The 20907-nt window shown below is 43.7% G+C and carries 23 protein-coding genes; 14 read left to right on the top strand and 9 right to left on the bottom strand.

What is annotated here, in order from left to right; all coding sequences use genetic code 11:
- Positions 1–43 precede the first annotated feature (43 nt).
- Together FPZ43_RS13390 and FPZ43_RS13395 are read right to left on the bottom strand one after the other, a co-directional pair.
- A complete protein-coding gene (locus FPZ43_RS13390) occupies positions 44–301 on the bottom strand; it encodes a DUF7660 family protein (protein WP_146382434.1) in 258 nt (85 codons plus the stop codon).
- A 10-nt stretch (positions 302–311) separates the two neighbouring features.
- Complete coding sequence (locus tag FPZ43_RS13395; protein WP_146382435.1) at positions 312–2534, bottom strand: RelA/SpoT family protein; 2223 nt, start codon at positions 2532–2534, stop codon at positions 312–314.
- 109 nt (positions 2535–2643) lie between these two features.
- Here FPZ43_RS13395 and FPZ43_RS13400 point away from each other — a divergent pair, with 109 nt between their 5' ends.
- Genes FPZ43_RS13400 through bshB1 form a run of 3 tightly spaced genes read left to right on the top strand, consistent with a single transcriptional unit; the run spans position 2644 to position 4503 of the window.
- Entirely contained in the window at positions 2644–3264 is a 621-nt protein-coding gene (locus FPZ43_RS13400) for a DUF4294 domain-containing protein (protein ID WP_146382436.1), read from the top strand.
- Entirely contained in the window at positions 3264–3764 is a 501-nt protein-coding gene (locus tag FPZ43_RS13405; RefSeq protein ID WP_146382437.1) for a glutathione peroxidase, read from the top strand. The genes FPZ43_RS13400 and FPZ43_RS13405 overlap by 1 nt, the downstream gene beginning before the upstream one ends.
- Positions 3765–3780: 16 nt before the next feature.
- Positions 3781–4503: a bacillithiol biosynthesis deacetylase BshB1 gene (gene bshB1 / locus FPZ43_RS13410; protein WP_146382585.1), complete on the top strand. Its 723-nt coding sequence runs from the start codon at positions 3781–3783 to the stop codon at positions 4501–4503.
- A gap of 221 nt (positions 4504–4724) precedes the next feature.
- On the opposite strand, the gene FPZ43_RS13415 is transcribed toward bshB1, so the two are convergent.
- From FPZ43_RS13415 to FPZ43_RS13435, 5 genes are all read right to left on the bottom strand, one after another.
- On the bottom strand, positions 4725–5168 hold the full coding sequence (locus tag FPZ43_RS13415; RefSeq protein ID WP_146382438.1) for a hypothetical protein: 444 nt from the start codon (positions 5166–5168) through the stop codon (positions 4725–4727).
- 234 nt (positions 5169–5402) lie between these two features.
- Positions 5403–5720: an FtsB family cell division protein gene (locus tag FPZ43_RS13420; RefSeq protein ID WP_315897967.1), complete on the bottom strand. Its 318-nt coding sequence runs from the start codon at positions 5718–5720 to the stop codon at positions 5403–5405.
- Positions 5721–5936: 216 nt separating this feature from the next.
- Positions 5937–7313, bottom strand: a complete 1377-nt coding sequence (locus tag FPZ43_RS13425; RefSeq protein ID WP_146382439.1) for a DEAD/DEAH box helicase — start codon at positions 7311–7313, stop codon at positions 5937–5939.
- 174 nt (positions 7314–7487) lie between these two features.
- The gene (locus FPZ43_RS13430) at positions 7488–8582 is read right to left on the bottom strand and encodes a Gfo/Idh/MocA family protein (protein WP_146382440.1); all 1095 of its coding nucleotides are present in this window, start codon (positions 8580–8582) and stop codon (positions 7488–7490) included.
- A 200-nt stretch (positions 8583–8782) separates the two neighbouring features.
- A complete protein-coding gene (locus tag FPZ43_RS13435; protein WP_146382441.1) occupies positions 8783–9601 on the bottom strand; it encodes an N-acetylmuramoyl-L-alanine amidase family protein in 819 nt (272 codons plus the stop codon).
- 136 nt (positions 9602–9737) lie between these two features.
- On the opposite strand from FPZ43_RS13435, the gene FPZ43_RS13440 reads away from it, so the two are divergent.
- The 7 genes from FPZ43_RS13440 to FPZ43_RS13470 all read left to right on the top strand — a co-directional run bounded on the left by FPZ43_RS13440 (position 9738) and on the right by FPZ43_RS13470 (position 15187).
- Positions 9738–10076 carry a hypothetical protein gene (locus FPZ43_RS13440; protein ID WP_146382442.1) on the top strand — a complete coding sequence of 113 codons (339 nt, stop codon included), beginning with the start codon at positions 9738–9740 and terminating at the stop codon, positions 10074–10076.
- 60 nt (positions 10077–10136) lie between these two features.
- Positions 10137–10823, top strand: coding sequence for a tRNA (5-methylaminomethyl-2-thiouridine)(34)-methyltransferase MnmD (mnmD, locus tag FPZ43_RS13445; RefSeq protein ID WP_146382443.1), 687 nt, complete (start codon positions 10137–10139; stop codon positions 10821–10823).
- Positions 10824–11038: 215 nt separating this feature from the next.
- On the top strand, positions 11039–11842 hold the full coding sequence (gene mazG / locus FPZ43_RS13450) for a nucleoside triphosphate pyrophosphohydrolase (RefSeq protein WP_146382444.1): 804 nt from the start codon (positions 11039–11041) through the stop codon (positions 11840–11842).
- A gap of 62 nt (positions 11843–11904) precedes the next feature.
- Entirely contained in the window at positions 11905–12354 is a 450-nt protein-coding gene (locus tag FPZ43_RS13455) for a hypothetical protein (protein ID WP_146382445.1), read from the top strand.
- 130 nt (positions 12355–12484) lie between these two features.
- Positions 12485–13039 carry an RNA polymerase sigma factor gene (locus FPZ43_RS13460; protein ID WP_146382446.1) on the top strand — a complete coding sequence of 185 codons (555 nt, stop codon included), beginning with the start codon at positions 12485–12487 and terminating at the stop codon, positions 13037–13039.
- Complete coding sequence (locus FPZ43_RS13465) at positions 13032–14483, top strand: hypothetical protein (protein WP_146382447.1); 1452 nt, start codon at positions 13032–13034, stop codon at positions 14481–14483. Before FPZ43_RS13460 ends, FPZ43_RS13465 begins: the two co-directional genes overlap by 8 nt.
- Positions 14480–15187, top strand: a complete 708-nt coding sequence (locus FPZ43_RS13470) for an outer membrane beta-barrel protein (protein WP_146382448.1) — start codon at positions 14480–14482, stop codon at positions 15185–15187. The genes FPZ43_RS13465 and FPZ43_RS13470 overlap by 4 nt, the downstream gene beginning before the upstream one ends.
- Positions 15188–15192: 5 nt before the next feature.
- Here the strand turns inward: FPZ43_RS13470 and FPZ43_RS13475 are convergent, their stop codons facing one another.
- Positions 15193–16413 carry an ABC transporter permease gene (locus FPZ43_RS13475; RefSeq protein WP_146382449.1) on the bottom strand — a complete coding sequence of 407 codons (1221 nt, stop codon included), beginning with the start codon at positions 16411–16413 and terminating at the stop codon, positions 15193–15195.
- Positions 16414–16498: 85 nt separating this feature from the next.
- Between FPZ43_RS13475 and FPZ43_RS13480 the strand changes: the two genes are divergently transcribed.
- Both FPZ43_RS13480 and fmt read left to right on the top strand, forming a co-directional pair.
- A complete protein-coding gene (locus FPZ43_RS13480) occupies positions 16499–17725 on the top strand; it encodes an exo-beta-N-acetylmuramidase NamZ family protein (protein WP_222430975.1) in 1227 nt (408 codons plus the stop codon).
- A gap of 30 nt (positions 17726–17755) precedes the next feature.
- Positions 17756–18673 (top strand): methionyl-tRNA formyltransferase, encoded by a 918-nt coding sequence (gene fmt, locus FPZ43_RS13485; RefSeq protein ID WP_222430976.1) that lies wholly within the window; start codon positions 17756–17758, stop codon positions 18671–18673.
- Here the strand turns inward: fmt and FPZ43_RS13490 are convergent.
- On the bottom strand, positions 18653–19330 hold the full coding sequence (locus tag FPZ43_RS13490; RefSeq protein ID WP_146382451.1) for a hypothetical protein: 678 nt from the start codon (positions 19328–19330) through the stop codon (positions 18653–18655). The genes fmt and FPZ43_RS13490 overlap by 21 nt on opposite strands.
- A gap of 105 nt (positions 19331–19435) precedes the next feature.
- On the opposite strand from FPZ43_RS13490, the gene FPZ43_RS13495 reads away from it, so the two are divergent.
- Together FPZ43_RS13495 and tnpA are read left to right on the top strand one after the other, a co-directional pair.
- Positions 19436–20215, top strand: a complete 780-nt coding sequence (locus FPZ43_RS13495; RefSeq protein ID WP_315897968.1) for a DUF3050 domain-containing protein — start codon at positions 19436–19438, stop codon at positions 20213–20215.
- A 19-nt stretch (positions 20216–20234) separates the two neighbouring features.
- Positions 20235–20696: an IS200/IS605 family transposase gene (gene tnpA / locus FPZ43_RS13500; protein ID WP_146382452.1), complete on the top strand. Its 462-nt coding sequence runs from the start codon at positions 20235–20237 to the stop codon at positions 20694–20696.
- Positions 20697–20907 lie beyond the last annotated feature (211 nt).

Genomic DNA, 20907 nt, shown 5'->3' on the forward strand with positions numbered 1-20907 from the left:
GATTGGGTTTATTGGTTGAATAAGTTGAAATGTAAGTTTTGAATTACTCGTAAATTTTGGCAGCCATTAAAATGTTGGCAAATACTTTCCATTCAATTTTTTCGGGAACAGGCAATTTTTGGTTTATATAATACCCATCCATGTCTTCTGTCCATGAAGCAATTGCTTCGAGATAATCTTTGATAGTAACATTTTCCCAACTAGCCGGGTCCGTTTCAAAGTTTTTAACCAAAAGTGTAATAAATTCAACAAAGTCTTCCTTGGTTTGAACGTTATCTGTAATATAATTGATATCCTTCATCACACGCCTACTAACTAACTTTTTCCACCGCCGAATCAAACCTGCTCACGCCGGTTACACCTTTTACCATTTTGAGATTCTTGATAAGGTTATCCAGATGGTGAGTGTCATTTACGTATAGCATTAATGATCCTTCAAATATGCCATTATCACTATCAACAGTAATTGAACGAATGTTCACTTTAAAATCCTGGGATATTACGGTGGTTATCTTATTGATCAAACCAACATCATCTATACCCGTAATGCGTAAGCCAGTAAGGAAGGCAAGCTCCTGCTGATTGGTCCAGCGGGCTTTTACCACGCGGTAGCCATAGTTGGCCATTAGTTTGGCGGCATTAGGGCAATTGGTGCGGTGTATCTTAATGCCATCGCTCACGGTTATAAAGCCAAATACATCATCACCGGGGATAGGGTTACAGCAGTTGGCCAGTTTGTAGTCAATCTTTTGCAGATCCTCACCAATAAGCAAAATGTCGCTGTCTTTGGCTTTAATGTTTTTTACCAGATTCTGGAGCTGGTCGGCCTCTATCTTATCCTGCGGCTTATTTTCAATTACCTTCTCAGATGCCTGGTACTCCTTAAGGTGTTTCATGTCAACAAGGCCTTTGGCCACATTGTAAAACAGCTCCTGGGTTGATGGCAGCTTAAAGTAATAGCTCAACTTCTGCAAGTTTTCGGAGTTGTAAGTGATCTTGAGCGACTTCAGCTTACGTTCCAATATCTCTTTGCCGTCCTCAGCAATTTTACGTTTTTCCTCCTTAAGGGCCGATTTAATTTTGGCTTTAGCCTTAGCGGTAACCACAAAGCTCAGCCAGTCTTCTTTAGGTGTTTGCTTACCCGATGTAATGATCTCAACCTGATCGCCGTTTTGCAGTTTATGGCTCAAAGGCACCAGTTTGTGGTTAACCTTGGCTCCAATACAGCTTGCACCAACATCGGTATGTATCTCAAAAGCAAAATCGAGAGCGGTTGCATTCAGCGGCAATTGTATCAAGGCACCTTTTGGCGTAAAGATGAAGATCTCGTCGCTAAATAGGTTCATCTTGAAATCGTCCAGGAAGTCAAGCGCGTTCGAGTCAGGGTTTTTGAGCATGTCGCGTACTTTTTGTACCCAAAGGTCAAGCCCGCTATCGGTAGACGATTCTTTGTATTTCCAGTGCGCCGCAAAACCTTTCTCCGCAATTTCGTTCATGCGTTTGGTACGTATCTGCACTTCTACCCACTGGCCGCGCGGGCCCATAACGGTAGTGTGCAAAGATTCGTAACCGTTAGCCTTTGGCGATGAAATCCAGTCGCGCAAGCGGTCGGGATTTGGACGGTATAGGTCGGTTACTATCGAGTAGGCCTTCCAGCAATCGGCTTTCTCATTTTCGGGGGTACTATCCAAAATTATCCTGATGGCAAAGAGATCATACACCTCCTCAAAGGGGATAGATTTCTTTTTCATCTTGTTCCAGATGGAATGGATGGATTTTGGGCGGCCAAAAACCTCGGCATGCAAACCTTGCGACGATACTACTTTTTGAACCGGCTCAGTAAAGTTGGCTATAAAACGTTCGCGCTCTGCCTTCTTTTCGTTAAGCTTATTTTTAATAAACTGATAGGTCTCGCGCTCCATGTACTTCATGGACAAGTCCTCCAGTTCGGACTTAATGGCATATAAACCCAGGCGGTGCGCCAGCGGCGCATACAGGTAAACCGTTTCTGATGATAGTTTAAGCTGCTTATCGCGCGGCATAAACTCCATAGTGCGCATGTTGTGCAACCTGTCGGCCAGCTTTATCAATATCACCCTCACATCGTCAGCAAGGGTAAGCAGCATTTTACGGAAATTTTCGGCCTGCAAGGAGCTATTTGTATCAAAAACGCCCGATATTTTGGTAAGCCCGTCAATTATTTTGGCTACCTTTTTACCAAATTCCAGCTCAATGTCCTCGAGGGTAACATCGGTATCCTCAACCACATCATGCAGGAGGGCACATACAATTGATGTAGTGCCCAGCCCTATTTCTTCGGCAGCTATTTGAGCTACGGCTATAGGATGGTATATGTATGGTTCGCCGCTTTTACGGCGCATATCTTTATGGCTCTCAAGTGCAATTTCAAAAGCTTTGCGTATAAGGCGTTTATCACCCTTTTGCAGGGTAGATTTACTTGCGCGCAGCAATGCGCGGTATCTTTTTAAGATTTCGGTCTTTTCGGCTTCCAGGTCAATCACTAAATCTTTCATGTACAGGCAACAGTGTATCTAATATCATAACCCGGTAACAATAATTATTATTGCCGGGTTATATAAAATAACCAAATTATTTGCGTTAATTTTGTATTCAAGTAAATATATGAAATTTATTGCTTTTTTACTTGTGTTTTGCGGTGTGTTTGGCTTAGCCAGGGCACAAAATGACATACCGGCAACACCCGTACATCTTGGCAAAAATGATACCATCAAAACCCTGATGACCAAGGTTGATGGCGAGCTTGTACCCTGGGTGGTGCTACCGGAGATACGCATTGTTGACACACGTATTTTTGCCAGCGCGCAAGATAGGGCCAACTACTATCGCCTTCGTTATAACATTATAAAAGTATTGCCTTATGCGAAGTTTGCTGCTGCCAGGTACACACAGCTGCAACGCGACCTTGCGCTTACCGCCGATAAGAAGAAGCAGAAGGAATTGATTAAAGCGTGCGAAAAAGATGTTAAGGAACTTTTTAATAAAGATATCAAGAACCTGACCATGACGCAGGGCGACGTGCTGATAAAGCTCATTAGCCGCGAAACCGGAACTACAAGTTATGCCCTTGCCAAAGAACTTAAGGGGGGCTTTAATGCATTTTTATTTCAATCAGTAGGGAAGCTTTTTGGGCATGACCTTAAACAGAACTACGACCGCGACGAACAGCGGGACATTGAGAGTATCCTTTTCTCGTTAGGGTACACCTCAAGTGCTAATTTATAATGGATAATAATACTATTTACCAGTTTGATGTTCAAAAATTAAACGGCGACTGGACAAGCCTCTCCAAATACACCGGCAAAGTACTCCTTATCGTAAATACAGCTTCGCAGTGTGGTTTCACACCGCAAATGGCCGACCTGGAAAAACTGAAAAGCGAACTAAATACCAGCGACTTTGAGATATTGCTTTTCCCGTCAAATGACTTTGGCGGGCAGGAGCCACTAGAGGGTGATGCATTGCAAACTTTTTGTTCGTCGTATGGCAGCAATTGCATTACTTTTGAGAAAGTGAGGGTGCGCGGGCCTTATGCCTCGCCGCTTTACAAGTTTTTGAGCGACAAAAAGCAGAATGGTGTTATGGGCTCATCACCTCGTTGGAATTTTCATAAATACCTCGTTGGCCGCGACGGTAAGGTTGCCGATTATTTTTATCCCTTTACAAAACCTACAACATCAAAAATTAAGAAAGGCATACAGCGCTTGCTGGCTGCCAGCCATTAATACACCAACACATATGTTGAAATTAGATATTTTAGTTTTACCCGTGCACCCGGATGATGCCGAATTAGGTTGTGCAGGCACCATATTAAAACACCTGGCCTTGGGCCATAAAGTAGGGATAGTTGACCTAACCCGCGGCGAATTGGGTACACGCGGCACTGCCGACATACGCGACAAGGAATCAGCAAAGTCTGCCGACATATTGGGGCTTACCGTTCGCGAAAACCTTGCCCTGCCTGATGGTTTTTTTGAAAATACGAAAGAGCACCAGCTAAAAGTAATTGAGGCCATACGTAAGTACCAGCCGGAGATTGTGATAACAAATGCCTACCACGACCGCCACCCGGATCATGGCCGTGCCAACCGACTGGTTGAGGATGCCGCTTTTTTAGCGGGCTTGCGCCGCATTGAAACCAGTATTGATGGACAGCCGCAGCAGGAGTGGAGACCAAAGCAGCTTTTGCATTTTATACAAGACAGATACATCCGCCCGGATATCATAATTGATGTAACTGATTACTGGGATATCAAGATAGCCAGCGTATTGGCCTTCGGTTCGCAGTTTCATAACCCGGAGTGGAACGAGGATGAGCCACAAACCTACATATCGTCGCCGGAGTTTATACAGGTAGTTGAGGCCCGCGGACGCGAGTTTGGTAAAAGCATCGGCGCGCGTTTCGGCGAGGGTTTTACCTCAAGAAAGAGTTTGGGCGTAAATAACTTGTTTGATTTGAGGTAGGTGATTGTCTCGAAATGACAACAGAAGAACCTTGTCATTCTGAACGTAGTGAAGAATCTAATGTGCGCCAAGTAAATACTCTACTTTGATAGCGTCTATAAAATGCTTCGTATCTCAGCATGACAGGATGCTTTTCTGCTACAGCTTGCGTGAAAAATACGTTTAGCTTTTCTCAATTGATAAAACCAAAGGCCGCTCTCATCAAGAACGGCCTTTGGTTTTTATATCGCAACATATTCAAAACGGTTGTTTTCGTTGCTGCGCTCACGCTTTAGTTTGTTTTCCTTGGCAAGTTTGAGTAGTATGCCCGATAGTTCGGAAGTTTTAAAGTCCGAATCAAATTGCTCTTTGCAGTATTCGGCTATTGAAGATATAGATTGTGGTTGCTTGAAAAAGTCGCTGCTGAGCAACTGGTTTAAAACCTTTGTGGCCCCCGGCTTTTTACGACCCGGAACGGCGCGCTGACCGTAGCCCTCAATGCCGCTTACCATGCGGTCTCTTTTGATATAGGCATCTTGTCCATCAGTTTCGGTGCGCTCGGCTTCAATTATCTCATCCAAAAGCCTGTCGACAACCCGTACCTGTACCGCTTCAGACTGAAATGAATTAACAACTTCGGCAATCTCGGTAAGCTGCTTTTTTAATTTTTCAATTTGCTTGCTCATTATTAATAGTAACCTGTTTAAAATAGATGTAAAATTTTGTATTACAGTGCGTTATTTTGTCCTCGCGGGAAGCAGTGTGAGATAACGAGGGTTGACGATTTATTTAATAATCAATAATATTAACGCCGCGGTGCGATTATAGTTTATTAAAAATAGAAAAACGGCCTTTTTAGTGTTAAAAAGGCCGTTTGTAGCGATATTATTACAATACTTATACTATCAGAAATATTTAATTCAATCTTTCTTTTCGTGCACAATAACAAATATGTCTTCGTTATCTTTCTTCATCAGATATTTCTCGCGGGCAAATTTTTCGAGCTTGACTTTGTTTGAGTTAAGCTCATCAAGATCCTTGTTTACCTTGGCAGTTTCGTCTTTGTAAAACTGCTGCTCCGCTTCCAGCTTGTTTAGTTGCTGATGATACTCGTATTGAGAGAAGAGATCATTTTTATCAAAGAATATCATCCAAAGCACAAAAGCCACAGTTGCCAGGAAAAACTTATTCCGGATCAGGTCAAAAAGGCGCTTCATTTTTACTGGATCGATTTTCACTTTAAAGCTATTTAATTTTTTTGAGGGTTGCAAATATAAATTAGTGCTTAGGCACTTAGCAAATAATTATTGCCTGATTGTGCCTATAAGCAGTTAACCGTTTAACAACCAAAAAATTAAAATTTGGTTGCCGGTATTTGTAAATAAAAAAGCGAAGATCATATCAGCCCAAAAGCTAATTTCAATCTTCGCTCATAAATGCTATGCTGGTACCGCTTACCTGCGGCCGCCGCTCATGCCGCTGTTGCCGCCGGCTTTTGCTTTATTGCCGCCACCGCGACTATTGCCGCCCGGCCTTCCGCCGCCACCCGATGGGCGCTTGTTACGGCCACCATTACGGCTGCCGCCACCACCTGCTCCTTGTCCGCGACCGGCCGAACCGCCAACGCCTCCTTTTTTGGCCTTGGCAACGCTGATCATTTTCCCGGTCATACGCGATTCAATAATCTGCATGCTGATAGGGTAAGGGTGGCCTTCTTCTACAGGTATTTCTTTAGCTATGAGCTTGTGTATATCTTTTAAGTATTCCAACTCGTCCTCGCCATCGCAAAAAGACATGGCAATACCGCTGGCACCTGCCCGGCCTGTACGGCCAATGCGGTGTACATAGGTTTCGGGTATGTTGGGTAATTCGTAATTTACTACGTGGGTAAGCTCGTCAATATCAATACCACGGGCAGCAATATCCGTAGCTATCAATACGCGTGTGGTACGGTTCTTAAAGTTTGTCAACGCACGCTGCCTAGCATTTTGCGATTTGTTGCCATGTATGGCTTCGGCTGTTATGCCGGCTTTGTGCAAATCCTTAACCACCTTATCAGCCCCATGTTTGGTGCGGGTAAATACCAATAAGGTTTTTATCTCTTTATCTTTCAGGATATGGTTCAGCAAGTTCTTTTTGTCACTTCTGTCAACAAAATAAACTGCCTGCTTTATAGTGTCGGCGGTTGATGATACCGGTGCCACTTCAACACGTGCAGGGTTGCTTAAAATAGCATCGGCCAGATGTTGTATCTCTTTAGGCATAGTTGCCGAAAAGAAAAGCGTTTGCCTTTTGGCAGGTACTTTGGCAATTATCTTTTTTACATCGTTAACAAAGCCCATATCAAGCATACGGTCGGCCTCATCAAGTATCAGGATACGCAGTTGTTGCAGGCTGATGTAACCCTGGTTCATTAAATCCAGCAGGCGGCCAGGCGTTGCAATCAATATATCTACACCACGTTTAAGCGCGTCTGTTTGCGGGTTTTGTGATACGCCACCAAAAATAACAAGGTTTTTAAGCCCTGTATTTTTTCCGTAAGCGGTAAAGCTGTCGGCAATTTGTATGGCTAACTCGCGGGTAGGGGTTAACACAAGCGCCTTAATGGATTTTTGCTCTTTGTGCTTTTGCCTGTCGTTGTAAAGCAGTTGCAGGGTTGGTATAGCAAACGCAGCGGTTTTGCCTGTACCGGTTTGCGCACAACCAAGCAAATCGCGGTTTTGCAGTATGTATGGTATTGCTTGTTGTTGTATTGGGGTGGGAGCTGTATAACCCTCGGTTTGTAAAGCCTTTAAAATTGGCTCAATTAATTTAAGATCTGTAAATAACATTTAATGTTTGTAAGGTAATATTGCTATCGCGATGAAATACGCGGGATCCGGAAAGGTATAGTTTGATCAATGCCGTAAATCAACGGTAGTAAGCCGCAAATATACGCTTTTTGTAGCAAAATTATTTTACAGGTATTTGGCAACTGGCAGGCTGACTATGAAGTTTTAAAACCCTTATCCAATTTGCTCCCACTTGCCGGTATTCAGGCTGCGGTAAATGGCATCTATTATCTTCATATCTTTCAAGCCCTCTTCTCCGGGTACACGGCTTTGCTTTTTGAGGTTTACACAAGTGGCAAAGTCATCCATTTGCGCAGCTTGTTGGTTAATGTTTGGTATTTGCATTGGCTTACCATTAATTTTGCCATCAAGCCCGTCGTAGCCGAAGGCCGGCCCTAGTTCAAAATTGCCTTTAGTAGCAGTTGCTTTCAGGTAGCTCCAGTTATTATTATAACTGCTTTTACCGGTTACTTTTGCACCGCCGGGAAACTTAAGTTCCCAAAAAATGGTTTCATCAACTTCTTTAAATAATACCGGGTTGGTTTTTTCCTGTGTGGCTTTTACCGCAATCGGCTCTTGCCCAAGTGTATAACGCGAGCCTTGTATAGAATAGATACCCATATCCATCAAAGCACCACCGCCCGAAAGGGCTTTCTTTAAACGCCAGGCATTAGGGTCGCCGCCATATTTAAACCCATTGCCGGTATCAAGTGCAGTTACCTTGCCAAATATTTGCTTTTGCCCCAGGCGCATCATCTCCATATTATGCGGCTCAAAGTGCAGGCGATACCCGATTGATAATAACCTGTTGTGTTTTTTACAAGCGGCAATCATTTCACGGCACTCGGCAGCGTTAAGAGCCATGGGCTTTTCACAGATAACATGTTTGCCTGCAGCTGCCGCACGTATGGTAAACTCTTTATGCATAGACACAGGCAAAACAACGTACACGATATCGATATCCTTGTTACTGGCTATGCTATCGAAATTTTTATAGTTGTAAATATTTTTTTGAGGGATGTTATACTTGGCCGACCATGTTTTGGCTTTCTCCGGCGTGCCGGTAACCAAGCCAGCCAGGTAACAATTTTTAGTTTGCTGCAAAGCCGGCGCCAACTGCCCGCCCGCGTAACCACCCAAGCCTACCAGCGCTATCCCTAACTTTTTACCTGCATTGCTGGCTGCCAACACGTTTAAAGCCGGGGCCAAAGTTAATGCACCGGCTGCAAGAGCCGATTGTAAAATAAAATCTCTGCGTGTTGTTTTCATGGTTATAATGCTTGGTATTCAGTATTATAACACCAAAAAGTTGTGGATTGTTTATTTAGTTTTGAAGGCTTTAGCCGTGTAGTGCCATATCACACAATTAAGTCTTTGACAAGCTCAGCCTGACGCGGAATCGCAATCGTATAATCCGGAAGGTTAGATCTTTGGTAGTCTCAGACTTATACTACTACAATAAGAAAATATTACAGCCCTGCCTTGTATTTGCCTATTGCCTTTACAACAGATTTAACAATTTCGCCCTGGCCCTGTGCCGAGTTCAGGTACTTTTCGTCTGATGGGTTATTTATGAAGCCGGTTTCAATCAATATTCCGGGCATGCCGCTTTGTTGTAGTACTAATAGCCCTTGCTCGTGCACGCCTGCGCTGTGGCGGCCGTCGGTGCCGGTAAATTCATCATCAACCAGGTTGCCGAAATGGATACTTTGTTTACGATATCGCTGCTGAAAAGCAGCCAACACTATGGCATTCACTGCAGCATCTTCGCCATAACCATTGTATTTTTTCTTATAGTCTTTCTCTTTATAGATAGATGCATTCTCGCGAATAGCCTCTAACTGTTCCTGCTTGCGGTGGAAACCATAAACCAATAATAGTGCGCCGCTACGGGTACCTTTCTTTTGCGGGGTAGAGTTACAATGGATAGAAATAAACAGGTTGGCCTTGGTTTCGTTAGCGATCTCGGCGCGGCGGTGCAGCTCAATAAATTTGTCGGTGCTACGGGTCATTACTACATTAATGCCTGGCATGTCATTTAAAATGGCATCTTTCAGCTTGCGGGCAATGCTTAATGCAACCGTTTTCTCGTTTGAGAATGCCCCATGAGCGCCGGGGTCTTTACCACCATGCCCGGCATCGATAACAATGGTTTTAAACTGAAACTGACTTATTTTTTCGGGTCCGGATGTTTTTTTTAACGACTGCGCGTGTAGTGCCTTACCGATTATAAGTAATAAAATAACCGGCAGCAAATAGTAACACTTTCTTACAAAACCCTTTAACATGCCGCAAAGGTAAACGGATTGTTCAAAAATGCCAATGCATCAGTAAACAGATTAAGATTTTTTACTTTGAGGCAAAATTGATGAAACTTTTGCTTTTCTGCACCCGTAAAACCAACCGAATACTGTGTTAAAGATTATGAACGAGATTGTAGCTTCATCAACAACTACTATATTTTTGGCCTTCGCTGTTATAGGCTCTGTGTTGGTATACCTCATATTGTTATTTGATAAAAGACAGCGTCGAAAACTTAAAGCTGTTTTAAGTAAAACGGGCGATGTAAAGCCCTTATTTATGGTACGTGCTGCTAATGAAAAGTTGCACACTATCAAACAGATCTGCGATAATGATGCTTCGGCTGCCCGCACCTTGGTGGCCAGGCAACTGGATGAGTTGGTAGCCGATTATGATAAAGGTAACATTAGCCTTAACGATTATTGCAATAAGCTTAACCGCCTGCTAGCCATGGTGGCCTAGATAAAATTGCTGTTGCCGGTATAACGCACTAACTTTGCGGGCATACTAATTGCCTTTACAATGCCCGATCATTTAACAATTGTTAGCACTGCCGACGGATCAAAAACCATTTACAACGCACTTGTTGGCGAAAATTACCATTCCAAACATGGTGCCTTGCAAGAGAGTAAGCATGTTTTTGTACACTCGGGGCTGGAGTACTTTCTTGCTGGCGGCAACCAGTCGGTTGGCGAGGTTTCTATTTTAGAAGTGGGCTTTGGTACTGGGCTTAACTTTTTACTCACGGCAGATTTTTGTGTTGAGCATAGTGTAAAACTTAATTATACCGGTATCGAGGCTTACCCGCTAAGTGCCGGGATGATTGCACAAACCGGGTATGATGAGTATGTGTCGCCCGCTATTTGGCAAAGCTTTTTGTCTTCCTATCCCAGCGCTTTAAGCAACAATACTTTGCTGAATGATACTTGCCGGTTCAATGTGGCCGTTACCCAACTCGCCGATTTTGCTTCCACCTTTAAATTTGACGTTATTTATTTTGATGCATTTGCAGCAGTTCACCAACCCGAAATGTGGAGCGACGAAGCCATTACACACACGCTTCAGTTTTTAAAACCCGGCGGCGTATTTGTTACCTATGCCATAACCGGTAACCTTAAACGAGCGGTAAAAGCGCAGGGATTAAAGGTGGAGAAAGCACCCGGCGCCCCAGGGAAACGCGAAATGTTGCGGGCTACCCTGCCGTTATAATAGTCTAATTTCAATTATTCGCGTCATGCTGGATTTGTTTCAGCATCCCACCAGACATAGCACGTAAGATGCCGATATGCATCGGCATGACGTGTTTTTTTAGCCAAAGGTCCTGCTGAACTTGTTTCAGCATCCCACCAGAATTTCTAATCTACATAGCCTTGTAATTTAAAATAGTTAACAGCTAACCTTTTTCATTTAACCTATCTTTGTGTATGGCTATTACTCCTTCTGTAACCGCATACACGCCGGCAACCGCCTTTGAGCGCCTTTTAACCATTATGGATGATCTGCGCCTCAACTGCCCATGGGATAAAAAACAAACCATGGAAAGTTTGCGTCACCTTACCATCGAGGAAACCTACGAACTGTCTGATGCCATACTTAGCGGCGATATGGACGAGATCCGGAAAGAACTCGGCGACATTATGCTGCACCTTGTGTTTTATGCCCGCATAGCATCAGAAACCGACGCCTTTAATATTACCGGCGTGCTTAATGGTATTTGCGATAAGCTCATCAATAGGCACCCGCATATATACAGTGACACCGAGGTGGCCGACGAAAATGATGTTAAGCGCAACTGGGAGCAGATTAAGCTTAAAGAAGGAAACAAATCTGTTTTGGGCGGTGTACCGGCTTCCTTGCCGGCGCTCGTAAAAGCATCGCGTATACAGGAAAAGGCCCGCGGCGTTGGCTTTGATTGGGAAAACAAGGAGCAGGTTTGGGCCAAGGTTGAGGAAGAATTACAGGAGTTTAAAGACGAGTACAATGTAGCGGATGCAAGTACCATCGACCATGAAAAGGCCGAGGGCGAATTTGGCGACCTCATGTTTTCGCTCATCAACTATGCGCGCTTTATCAACATAAACCCCGAAGATGCGCTTGAAAAAACCAACCGTAAATTTATAAAGCGCTTCCAATACCTGGAAGAGCGGGCAAAAGAGGCGGGGCGCAACCTGCATGACATGAGCCTTACCGAAATGGATGTATTTTGGAACGAGGCTAAAAAGTTATAATATACAGGCAAAGTGTAGCGTTTGTGTATATTGCATCGTAACCTGCTGTATTACCTAACATTATGAAGAAGTTATATGTATTCCTTTTGCCGGCACTTGTAGTTTTGAGTGCGGGTTGTATAAAATCAGTAGATAGTGGTAACCTTACCGGTGTAACTCCATCCGGGTCATACGCGGGCGAGTTCAGGTTGCTGCTTAAACCTAAGAATAAAACAACCTTTGATACCACTAAGGCCACTATCAGGCTGGAGTTGACAAATAATATAGACTTTAAAGTATTGGGCGATACTACTGTTGTACACGCCGGCAGCAAAGGTACATACGGTGCTGGCAGTGGCACAACTGCAAATCTTATATCATTTATTGATACCACTTACCCTCGCACAGGTAAAGCCACCAAAACGCACTTAAACGGTACATACGTTTTTAGCAGTACTGCAGATGGTTTGCAGCTGCTTAGCACCAGTGCCGATACGTTGCGACTGGAATACGATCTTAAGCGTGTTAAATAATCTTCAATAAACATCCGCACTGCAATCTGGAAAGCAGTAAAAAAATATTTACCGGCATGTATCAATGTGCCGAGGGCCCGCGTAATGTAAATTAGATATCCGGGCCGGAGATTAACAACTTAACTATTAAATGCACTTAGTTTCGCGCATTACTGAGGAAGATATTGTCAGTAACTGCAAAAAAGGTAGCCTTAAACACCAGGAATTGCTGTATAAGCAGTTCTATGGCTACGCTTTGGGTATAAGTGCCCGCTATAGTTTCAATGAAGATGATGCCACAGAAGTGGTTAATGATGCTTTTATAAAAGTGTTTAATAACATCGGCAATTATAATTCCGACAAACCTTTCAAGGCATGGCTGCGCACCATTGTGGTTAATACCGCTATTGACCGCCGCCGTAAAGAAATGAAGTATCTGGCCAATACGGATATTGATGATGCTGTAGCCGTTGGCACAAATGCCACCGCAATCGAGAACCTAAACGCAAACGATATTTTAAAATTGATGAAACAGCTGCCGCAGGTGCAGCTAACTATTTTTAACATGTATGAAATTGATGGCTACAGCCATGATGAGATTGGGCAGTTGTTGAACCTGCCTGCCAGCTCGTCGCGGGTGTATTTGAGCCGGGCAAAAGAAAAGCTAAGGCAGCTGTTAACTAAAGAAACGAAAAGTCATGGATGATTTGTTTGATAAAAAATTGAACAACCATATCAGGGACGTATTTGAACAATACGAACACCCCGGCGATGCCGATGCCGGCTGGGCGCAGCTAAGGCAGCGTTTCCCGGCGCAGCAGCGCCGCAGGCCTGCGGCCTGGCTTTGGTGGAGCAGCGCTGCCGCTATTTTATTGGTTGTTGCAGGCCTGGGCTTTTGGCTTACCGGCAATAACAATACTGCCAACACTGTTGCGCAAAACAAGCCTGTAAAAACGCAGCAAGTGCAGCGCGATACCACTACTGCTGACAAACTGGACAATCCAATAGAGGCTGACCAGCAGGCTGTTGCTAAAAATGCACCTCTAAACTCAACAAAACCTCAACCTATCGATCCTTTTTTACATAATAAATACAACACTGTTGTACAGCAGCCGGTTTATGCCAACGTATTGCCTGTGCAAACAAACACGCCTACAGCTATAAAGCAAACAGTGGTGCCAATTGGTGCCATGCAAACTCCTGAAATACAAGCCAATGGTGTTAACGCAAATGGTGTTGCAGCAACTGTAATTGCACAAAACACTGCAGCGGCGAAAGCCCCTTCAGATAGCGTAAGTGTAATGCCATCGAAAATACCTTCGGGCCAAATTGCAGATGGGCAGCAAACAATTATCGCAGCTAATACAAATAACAGGAGCAGCCAGGATGTCAAGCCAAAACAGCGCTCTATAATTGAGTTGCTCGAGGCAGATAAAGTTAATAACCCGGTTGCCAAAGCAGATAAGGAAAAACAGAATAGGGATAAAAAGGTAAATTTCAGCGTTTATGCGGCTACCTATTTCAATTATGCTGAAGGGAGTACAAACCAGGTAAACGCAGGAGCCGGCTTTACGTCTGATATTAAACTTACTGGCAAACTTAAGCTATCAACCGGCATGGCATTGGCTCAAAATTCATTAAAATACAACAGCGGCCTGCCCGAAAATAGTAATGCGCGTGGGGCAATGTATTCGGCAGCGCCCGTGTCTGATCCTGTTTTGCGGCCCGATGGTTTATTTGCAGCTAATGCAGCGGTTCCGGTTTTCAGGAACTACAATGCAAGCCTTATTGGTTTGGATGTACCAATCAACTTAAAATATGAATTTAACCCCGAGAAAAGTGACACTTATGTGTCGGCGGGTTTAAGCTCCGGTACTTTCATCGGCGAGAAATATACTTACAACTATGCTTACAGCAATTCGCGCAGTGCCGAAACACAAAGCGCAGTAAGTACAAATAGCTTTAACGGCTTTTACTTTGGCCGCACACTCAACTTTTCGTTTGGAGTGGGTTATCCGCTTGGTAAAAGTAATAGTTTGATCATTGAACCTTTTGTAAAATATCCGCTTGAAGGCATGGGCGCGCAAAATCTGCGCTTTGGTGCCAGCGGCCTAAACCTAAAAATCAGATTCAAAAAATCACGGCAATGAAAAAACTTGTACTAAGCATTGTGGGCTTATTGGTCGCTGGTAGTGTGTATGCCCAAAAAGTGGAGTTATCTGTTAACGCAAGCACAAATCTTTATCATTACAGTGGCAATGGCACTACGGCAACCAGCCCTATTATAACATCGCCAGACGCATCTCAAAACTATACCAATAATCCGTACGGCAATAAAAATGCATGGGGTTTCGGTTTGGCGGGGCAGGCTCAATATGTTACCAAAGCAGGCTTTATTGCCGGTTTGCAGGCAGGTTTCGAGCGGGTGCAAAGCAGCGTAGATATTACCACCTTTTATTCGCCAATGCAAAATTATGGGGCATTGCCCACAGTAGATGGCTCAACTAAGCTTAAGAGCAATTACATCAACCTTAATCCATATATCGGCTATCGCATAATTGCAGATAAGTTTAATATTGACTTGCAGCCTGGCGTTGATGTGGGCTTTAAAACTTCCATGCGCGAAAAAGGCTCAACCGGCGAAGGCAACGTTGCAACAACAGATCGCAGTCGCGAAGATAAAAATACCGACTTCAGGTTGCGTATGGGCATTGCCGCTTATTACAATCGTATTGGTATTACTGCTGCTTACGCGCACGGCTTAACTAACGTTAAAGAAGATTTGATAGGCAGCCAAGCCAACGAAGCATATAGCCGCTTGTGGCGATTTGGCATTAGCTATCGCCTATTGTAAGGTACTTACTTAAACCTGATGGCTTTCACGGGCTGTATGCGTGTTACCAGCATCGATGGAATCACCAATACCAATAAGCAAACAACCAGCGTGCCCACGTTTAGCAGCAGCACATCTAAAAACTCAATCTTAATAGGTACAAAACTCATGTAATAGCTTGCCTGGTCCAGTTTGAAGAAATGCGTAGCCTGCTGGAAATAACCCAAACCAAGCCCGAGTATGTTTCCCAACAGCAAACCAAAGCCAATTAAGTAGGCTGCATTATATAAAAATACTTTTTGTATAACCCAATTGCGTGCGCCCATTGCCTTAAACATCCCTATCATGGAGGTGCGCTCCAGTATCATGATGAGTAGTGCAGATATCATGTTGATGACGGCTACAATTGTCATTAATACCAGCATTACCACGGTGTTCACGTCGAGCAGGCCAAGCCACTCAAATATGGTTGGGTAAGCTTCAAATAAAGTGTTGGTACGCAACAGCACGGGCAATTTGTCGTCAATGGAATCGGCCGTGTAGTTCATCATCTCGAAGTTTTTTACGTCAACTTCGTAGCCGGCAATCTCGCCTTTTTGCCAGTCGTTAAGGCGGCGTATCAGTGCAATGTCGCCTATCACAAAGGTTTTATCAACCTCATCAACGCCTACATTATAAATACCGGTTATCTTAAATTTTCGCTTTCGGGGCGGGTCCTGTATAAAATACATCAGCAGGTCATCACCCAATTTTAGCTTCAGTCGGTTTGCCAAGTATTGTGATATTAGGATAGGGGGTTTGGTATCGCCGGTATCTTTAAAGTTGATTACGTTGCCGCCAACCATTGATTTACGTAGGTGGTCCCAGTTGTAGGTACTGTCCACCCCTTTAAAAACTACGCCTTCAATCTCCTCATTAGCCTTTATAATGCCAGGCTTTGTAGCAAAAGGTGCTATGCCGGTAATTTGTTTGATAGTGCGCAGTTTAGGCAGCAGGTCGGCTTCAGGGACAAATGCCGATGCCTCGTAAGATGCATTTAGATCTGATTTAACGATCTGGATATCGCCTGCAAAGCCACGAACTTTTTGGCGAATCTCGTTCTTAAAACCCTTGATAACCGCCAACGACAGGATCATTACGCCAAGGCCAAGCATTATACCGATGATGGCAATGCGCACAATCAATTTTGAGAACGTGCGTTTTGACCTGAATGTTATCCTACTTGATATAAACCTTGCGAAACTCAATGCAGCCTGGATTTTTTGTACTTTCGCAAATATGCGTTTTATAGGTTAAACATAAACCTTTAAATTTTGCTTTAGCTATATTATGATGAGCGTGAAGTTATTTGTACCCGTTTTACTGGTTTGCCAGCTTTTGTTTAGCTGTGATGATTATGCGCAGAATAAAAAGTCAACTGCAGCACCAGCCACCAAAGCTACTGTAAAAGTTATAACCCCCGCCGCCGACCAGGTGCCGGTTTATATAGATTACCTGAAAGGTAAGAACATAGGTATGCTGATTAACCAGACCTCGATTATCGGCCCAAAGAAAGTGCCTGTGGTTGATAGCCTGCTTAAACTTGGTATTACAGTAAAGAAGATTTTTGGACCCGAGCATGGCTTTAGAGGAAACGCAGCAGACGGCGCCAAAATTGATGATACAAAGGATGCTGTGACCGGCCTACCCGTAATATCTTTATACGGAAAGCACTTTAAACCCACTTCCGAAGATTTAAAAGGCATAAACCTGATGATATTTGATGTGCAGGATGTTGGTACCCGCTTTTACACCTACATATCCACACTGCATTACCTGATGGAGGCCTGTGCCGAGAATAACATTGAGCTGGTAATATTCGACCGCCCAAACCCTAATGGCAGTTTTGTTGACGGCCCGGTGCTTGATACCGCTTACCGCGCTTTTGTTGCCATGCATGAGATACCTGTACTACACGGCATGACCATAGCCGAATATGCCCAGATGATAAACGGACAGGGATGGCTTAAAAACAAAGTTAAGTGCAAACTCAAAATTTATAAGGTTGCAAACTACAGCCGGGATATGGCTTACATGCTGCCCGTTAGCCCGTCGCCAAACTTAAATACCCAGCAGTCGATTTTGCTTTACCCTCATATATGCTTTTTTGAAGGAACCAATATTAGCCTGGGCCGCGGTACAAATTACCCTTTCACCATTATTGGCGCGCCCGAATTAAAGGGACAATACAGTTTTAATTTTACCCCGGTAAGTATGCCTGGTATGAGTGACAACCCACCGCTTAAAGGGCAAACCTGCTACGGCATCGACCTTAGAAATTACAATACAGATACTTTAAAAAGAAATGGCAGGCTTAATTTAGCATGGCTGATAGAGATGTATAACGAGTACCCGGATAAGTCGAAGTTTTTTATCCCTTACTTTACCAAGCTTGCCGGTAATAAAACTTTACAACAGCAAATTATTGCAGGCAAAACCGAGGCGCAGATCCGCCAAAGCTGGGAGCCCGGGTTAAGTAAGTTTAAGGCAATGCGTACAAAGTACCTGTTATATAAGTAAATAAATCTGTTCTGTTTTAAACTGTCTGTTATGAGAATAATTTTCATGGGTACGCCCCAATTTGCAGTTGCCTCGCTTGATGCCCTTATTGACGCTGGTTGTAATGTGGTTGCCGTAGTAACCGCTCCCGATAAACCTGCCGGCAGGGGTCAAAAGTTAAACGAATCGGCTGTGAAACAGTATGCCGTTGAAAAGGGACTTAAAGTTCTTCAGCCCGAGAAACTGAAGAATCCGGAATTTATAGCAGAATTACAAGCACTTAAAGCAGATTTACAGGTAGTGGTAGCTTTTAGGATGCTGCCCGAGGTGGTTTGGAACATGCCTGCAAAGGGAACCATCAATTTACATGCGTCGTTGTTACCGCAATATCGCGGTGCCGCGCCAATTAACTGGGCCATTATAAACGGCGAAAAGGAGAGCGGTGTAACTACATTCTTTTTGAAGCACGATATTGATACCGGAGATGTTTTGTTTACCGAGAAAGTTACACTTTCAGGTACCGAAACTGCGGGACAATTGCACGACCGGTTGATGGACAAAGGAGCAGGCCTGCTGGTAAAAACTGTTAAAAGCATTGAAAGCGGTAAGTATAACGAGCACCCACAGGCTCAACTTTCTGAGGGTATTGAATTGCGGCACGCACCTAAGATCTTTAAGACAGATTGCCTGATAGATTTTAACAGGCCGGTAATTGATGTTTACAACATGATACGCGGCCTTAGCCCGGTACCGACTGCCTATACGCATTTGAATGGCAAAGTGCTGAAAATTTACAATGCCGAATACCAGGAAACTGAACCCGGATTACAGCCGGGTGCTTTTATTAGCAATCACAAAACTTCCTTAAAGTTCGCTACCAAAGACGGCTTCATCTGCGCTACAGATGTGCAGTTGGAAGGTAAAAAGCGTATGGGTATTGAAGAGTTTTTACGCGGCAATAAGCTTTAAGCCGTTGATACGGTAAATAAACACAAACATTAACGATGTTGCCACCGCGCCAAAGGTATGCCATAAAAAATGCGTGCCTATGGCAAGGGTTGTGTACTTGTCATACACCCTAAAGCCTATTGCCAGCCCGAAAGCTATAAATGCAGCCAATACCAGTGCGCCATTGCGCCATTGTATTTTCCAGAGCAGCAACATCAGCGGTAACACAATCATCAGCACCATAACCGCGTAATTAAGGCTCACTTTTAACTGGATGTCATAATTGGGCAGCAGGCGGCGTATGCCAAATGTTAATGCGATAAATATTACAAACGCGGCCATACCAACCCAAATTTTACTTGCAAACTTCATCCAAAAATAAATGCTGGCCAATAGGCAAAGTACAGCTATGGGTACCCAATCCATAAAGATAAAAACAGGCCAGCGGCGCAAGCCGTGGTAAATGGTGCTGCCGGTGCAACCTATCATTAAAAGCCAGGTAGCAATACTTAAAAAGGTGTATTGCCTGCTAAAGCCATGTAATTTAAAAAGCCAGTAAATGCCCGGTATAAGAAATAATGCCGACGATATCATGTTGAACGGCTCGGGAAATAAATGGGCAATATTGGTTTCGGTATATATCAGGCCGCCGTCGGGCGGGGTTACGGGTAGCAGCATAATGTAAATATAAGCGGGCCTGCGTTAACATCAAATTGGTTTAACATTAAGTATCGGTTTATCAGCATTGACAATTACCTTTGCAGCCGACTTATTTTACAATATATGAGCGCAATTACCACCCGTATAGAGCAACTCAAAACAGCTATTTTACCACTTCGCGAAAAGCTGATTAACCATGAGTTGTATCATAATATAAACAGTTTGCCGTACCTGCATACCTTTATGCAGCACCACATTTTTGCCGTTTGGGATTTTATGTCGTTACTTAAGGCACTCCAGCAAAATTTAACCTGTACCACACTGCCCTGGATGCCTGTTGGAAGCGCCAACACCCGCTACCTTATCAATGAGATTGTAACCGGCGAGGAAAGCGATGTTGATGAAGCTGGCGTACGCACAAGTCACTTTGAATTGTATTTAAAAGCAATGCAACAGGCTGATTGCAGTACAGAGTCGATTGATACCTTTTTAGGCGAATTGAAAAAGGGCACTCATGTGCATAGCGCATTGCAAGACGCTGATATGCCACAAGCTGCACGAAAATTTGTACAGCATACATTTGACGTTATTGCAACCGGAAAAAGCCATTTACAGGCTGCAGTATTTACTTTTGGAAGAGAAGACCTGATACCGGGGATGTTTATTGAAATGGTTAAGAAAATCAACAGCAAGCAGCCTGATAAGGTAAGCATCTTTTTATATTATATGGAGCGCCATATTGAAGTTGACGGCGACCATCACTCTAATCTGGCATATGACATGACAGCCGAACTTTGCGGCAACAACGAATCAAAATGGGCCGAAGCAACCGTGGCTGTACAGGCTGCCCTGCAAGCACGGATTGATTTATGGGACGGCATATTGGCCCAGATAGGAGTATAAGTGAAATATTAGGGGAGCGATGGCAAATACTTATACCCAATTATATATACACATTGTTTTTGCTGTTAAATACAGGGCTTCATTAATTGATGACAGCTGGGCTGAGAGATTACGAAAATATATAATTGCCATAGTCCAAAACAACGGGCATAAAGTAATTGCTATCAATAACATGCCTGATCATATGCATATGTTCGTTGGCATGAATCCATCACAATCAATTTCTGACTTGGTAAGATTAGTAAAAGGCGATTCGTCTGAGTGGATAAATAAAGAGCGTTTGATAGGTTCACGGTTTCAATGGCAGGAAGGCTATGGTGCCTTCAGCTATGGGAAATCTCAGGTAGATGATGTAGTTAAATATATTGCCAACCAGCAGGAGCATCATAAAAAGTTTAGTTTTATGAATGAATATCGCATGCTATTAGAAAAGTTTGAGATTGAATTTGACGAACGTTTTTTATTTAAATTGCCTGAATAGTCTGTTGAAAGGGCAGCTCCTACGGAGCAAAAGCACTTCTCATCTATAGCTATAAAGCTTTAGTCCCTAACGGGACAATTGAATAACAAGATTCAAGTACTCTGGTCGGGTGGAATTAAAGAACCATTAGAAATTTACGAAACAAGGACTTATCCATATTGAAGTCATGTCATCTTGGTAGAAGAACTTAAAAAGCGATGGATGCTGTAAG

The sequence above is a fragment of the Mucilaginibacter pallidiroseus genome (assembly GCF_007846085.1).
GTDB classification, from domain to species: domain Bacteria; phylum Bacteroidota; class Bacteroidia; order Sphingobacteriales; family Sphingobacteriaceae; genus Mucilaginibacter; species Mucilaginibacter pallidiroseus.

Bases quoted from the DNA above. Each gene is read 5' to 3' on its own strand.
- FPZ43_RS13415 (WP_146382438.1), bottom strand. From the start codon at position 5,168: ATGAGCAAGCAAATTGAAAAATTAAAAAAGCAGCTTACCGAGATTGCC.
- FPZ43_RS13395 (WP_146382435.1), bottom strand. From the start codon at position 2,534: ATGAAAGATTTAGTGATTGACCTGGAAGCCGAAAAGACCGAAATCTTA.
- FPZ43_RS13425 (WP_146382439.1), bottom strand. From the start codon at position 7,313: ATGTTATTTACAGATCTTAAATTAATTGAGCCAATTTTAAAGGCTTTA.
- FPZ43_RS13400 (WP_146382436.1), top strand. From the start codon at position 2,644: ATGAAATTTATTGCTTTTTTACTTGTGTTTTGCGGTGTGTTTGGCTTA.
- mazG (WP_146382444.1), top strand. From the start codon at position 11,039: ATGGCTATTACTCCTTCTGTAACCGCATACACGCCGGCAACCGCCTTT.
- FPZ43_RS13480 (WP_222430975.1), top strand. From the start codon at position 16,499: ATGAGCGTGAAGTTATTTGTACCCGTTTTACTGGTTTGCCAGCTTTTG.
- FPZ43_RS13455 (WP_146382445.1), top strand. From the start codon at position 11,905: ATGAAGAAGTTATATGTATTCCTTTTGCCGGCACTTGTAGTTTTGAGT.
- fmt (WP_222430976.1), top strand. From the start codon at position 17,756: ATGAGAATAATTTTCATGGGTACGCCCCAATTTGCAGTTGCCTCGCTT.
- FPZ43_RS13465 (WP_146382447.1), top strand. From the start codon at position 13,032: ATGGATGATTTGTTTGATAAAAAATTGAACAACCATATCAGGGACGTA.
- FPZ43_RS13435 (WP_146382441.1), bottom strand. From the start codon at position 9,601: ATGTTAAAGGGTTTTGTAAGAAAGTGTTACTATTTGCTGCCGGTTATT.
- FPZ43_RS13405 (WP_146382437.1), top strand. From the start codon at position 3,264: ATGGATAATAATACTATTTACCAGTTTGATGTTCAAAAATTAAACGGC.
- mnmD (WP_146382443.1), top strand. From the start codon at position 10,137: ATGCCCGATCATTTAACAATTGTTAGCACTGCCGACGGATCAAAAACC.
- FPZ43_RS13460 (WP_146382446.1), top strand. From the start codon at position 12,485: ATGCACTTAGTTTCGCGCATTACTGAGGAAGATATTGTCAGTAACTGC.
- tnpA (WP_146382452.1), top strand. From the start codon at position 20,235: ATGGCAAATACTTATACCCAATTATATATACACATTGTTTTTGCTGTT.
- FPZ43_RS13430 (WP_146382440.1), bottom strand. From the start codon at position 8,582: ATGAAAACAACACGCAGAGATTTTATTTTACAATCGGCTCTTGCAGCC.
- FPZ43_RS13495 (WP_315897968.1), top strand. From the start codon at position 19,436: ATGAGCGCAATTACCACCCGTATAGAGCAACTCAAAACAGCTATTTTA.
- FPZ43_RS13390 (WP_146382434.1), bottom strand. From the start codon at position 301: ATGAAGGATATCAATTATATTACAGATAACGTTCAAACCAAGGAAGAC.
- FPZ43_RS13470 (WP_146382448.1), top strand. From the start codon at position 14,480: ATGAAAAAACTTGTACTAAGCATTGTGGGCTTATTGGTCGCTGGTAGT.
- FPZ43_RS13490 (WP_146382451.1), bottom strand. From the start codon at position 19,330: ATGCTGCTACCCGTAACCCCGCCCGACGGCGGCCTGATATATACCGAA.
- FPZ43_RS13440 (WP_146382442.1), top strand. From the start codon at position 9,738: ATGAACGAGATTGTAGCTTCATCAACAACTACTATATTTTTGGCCTTC.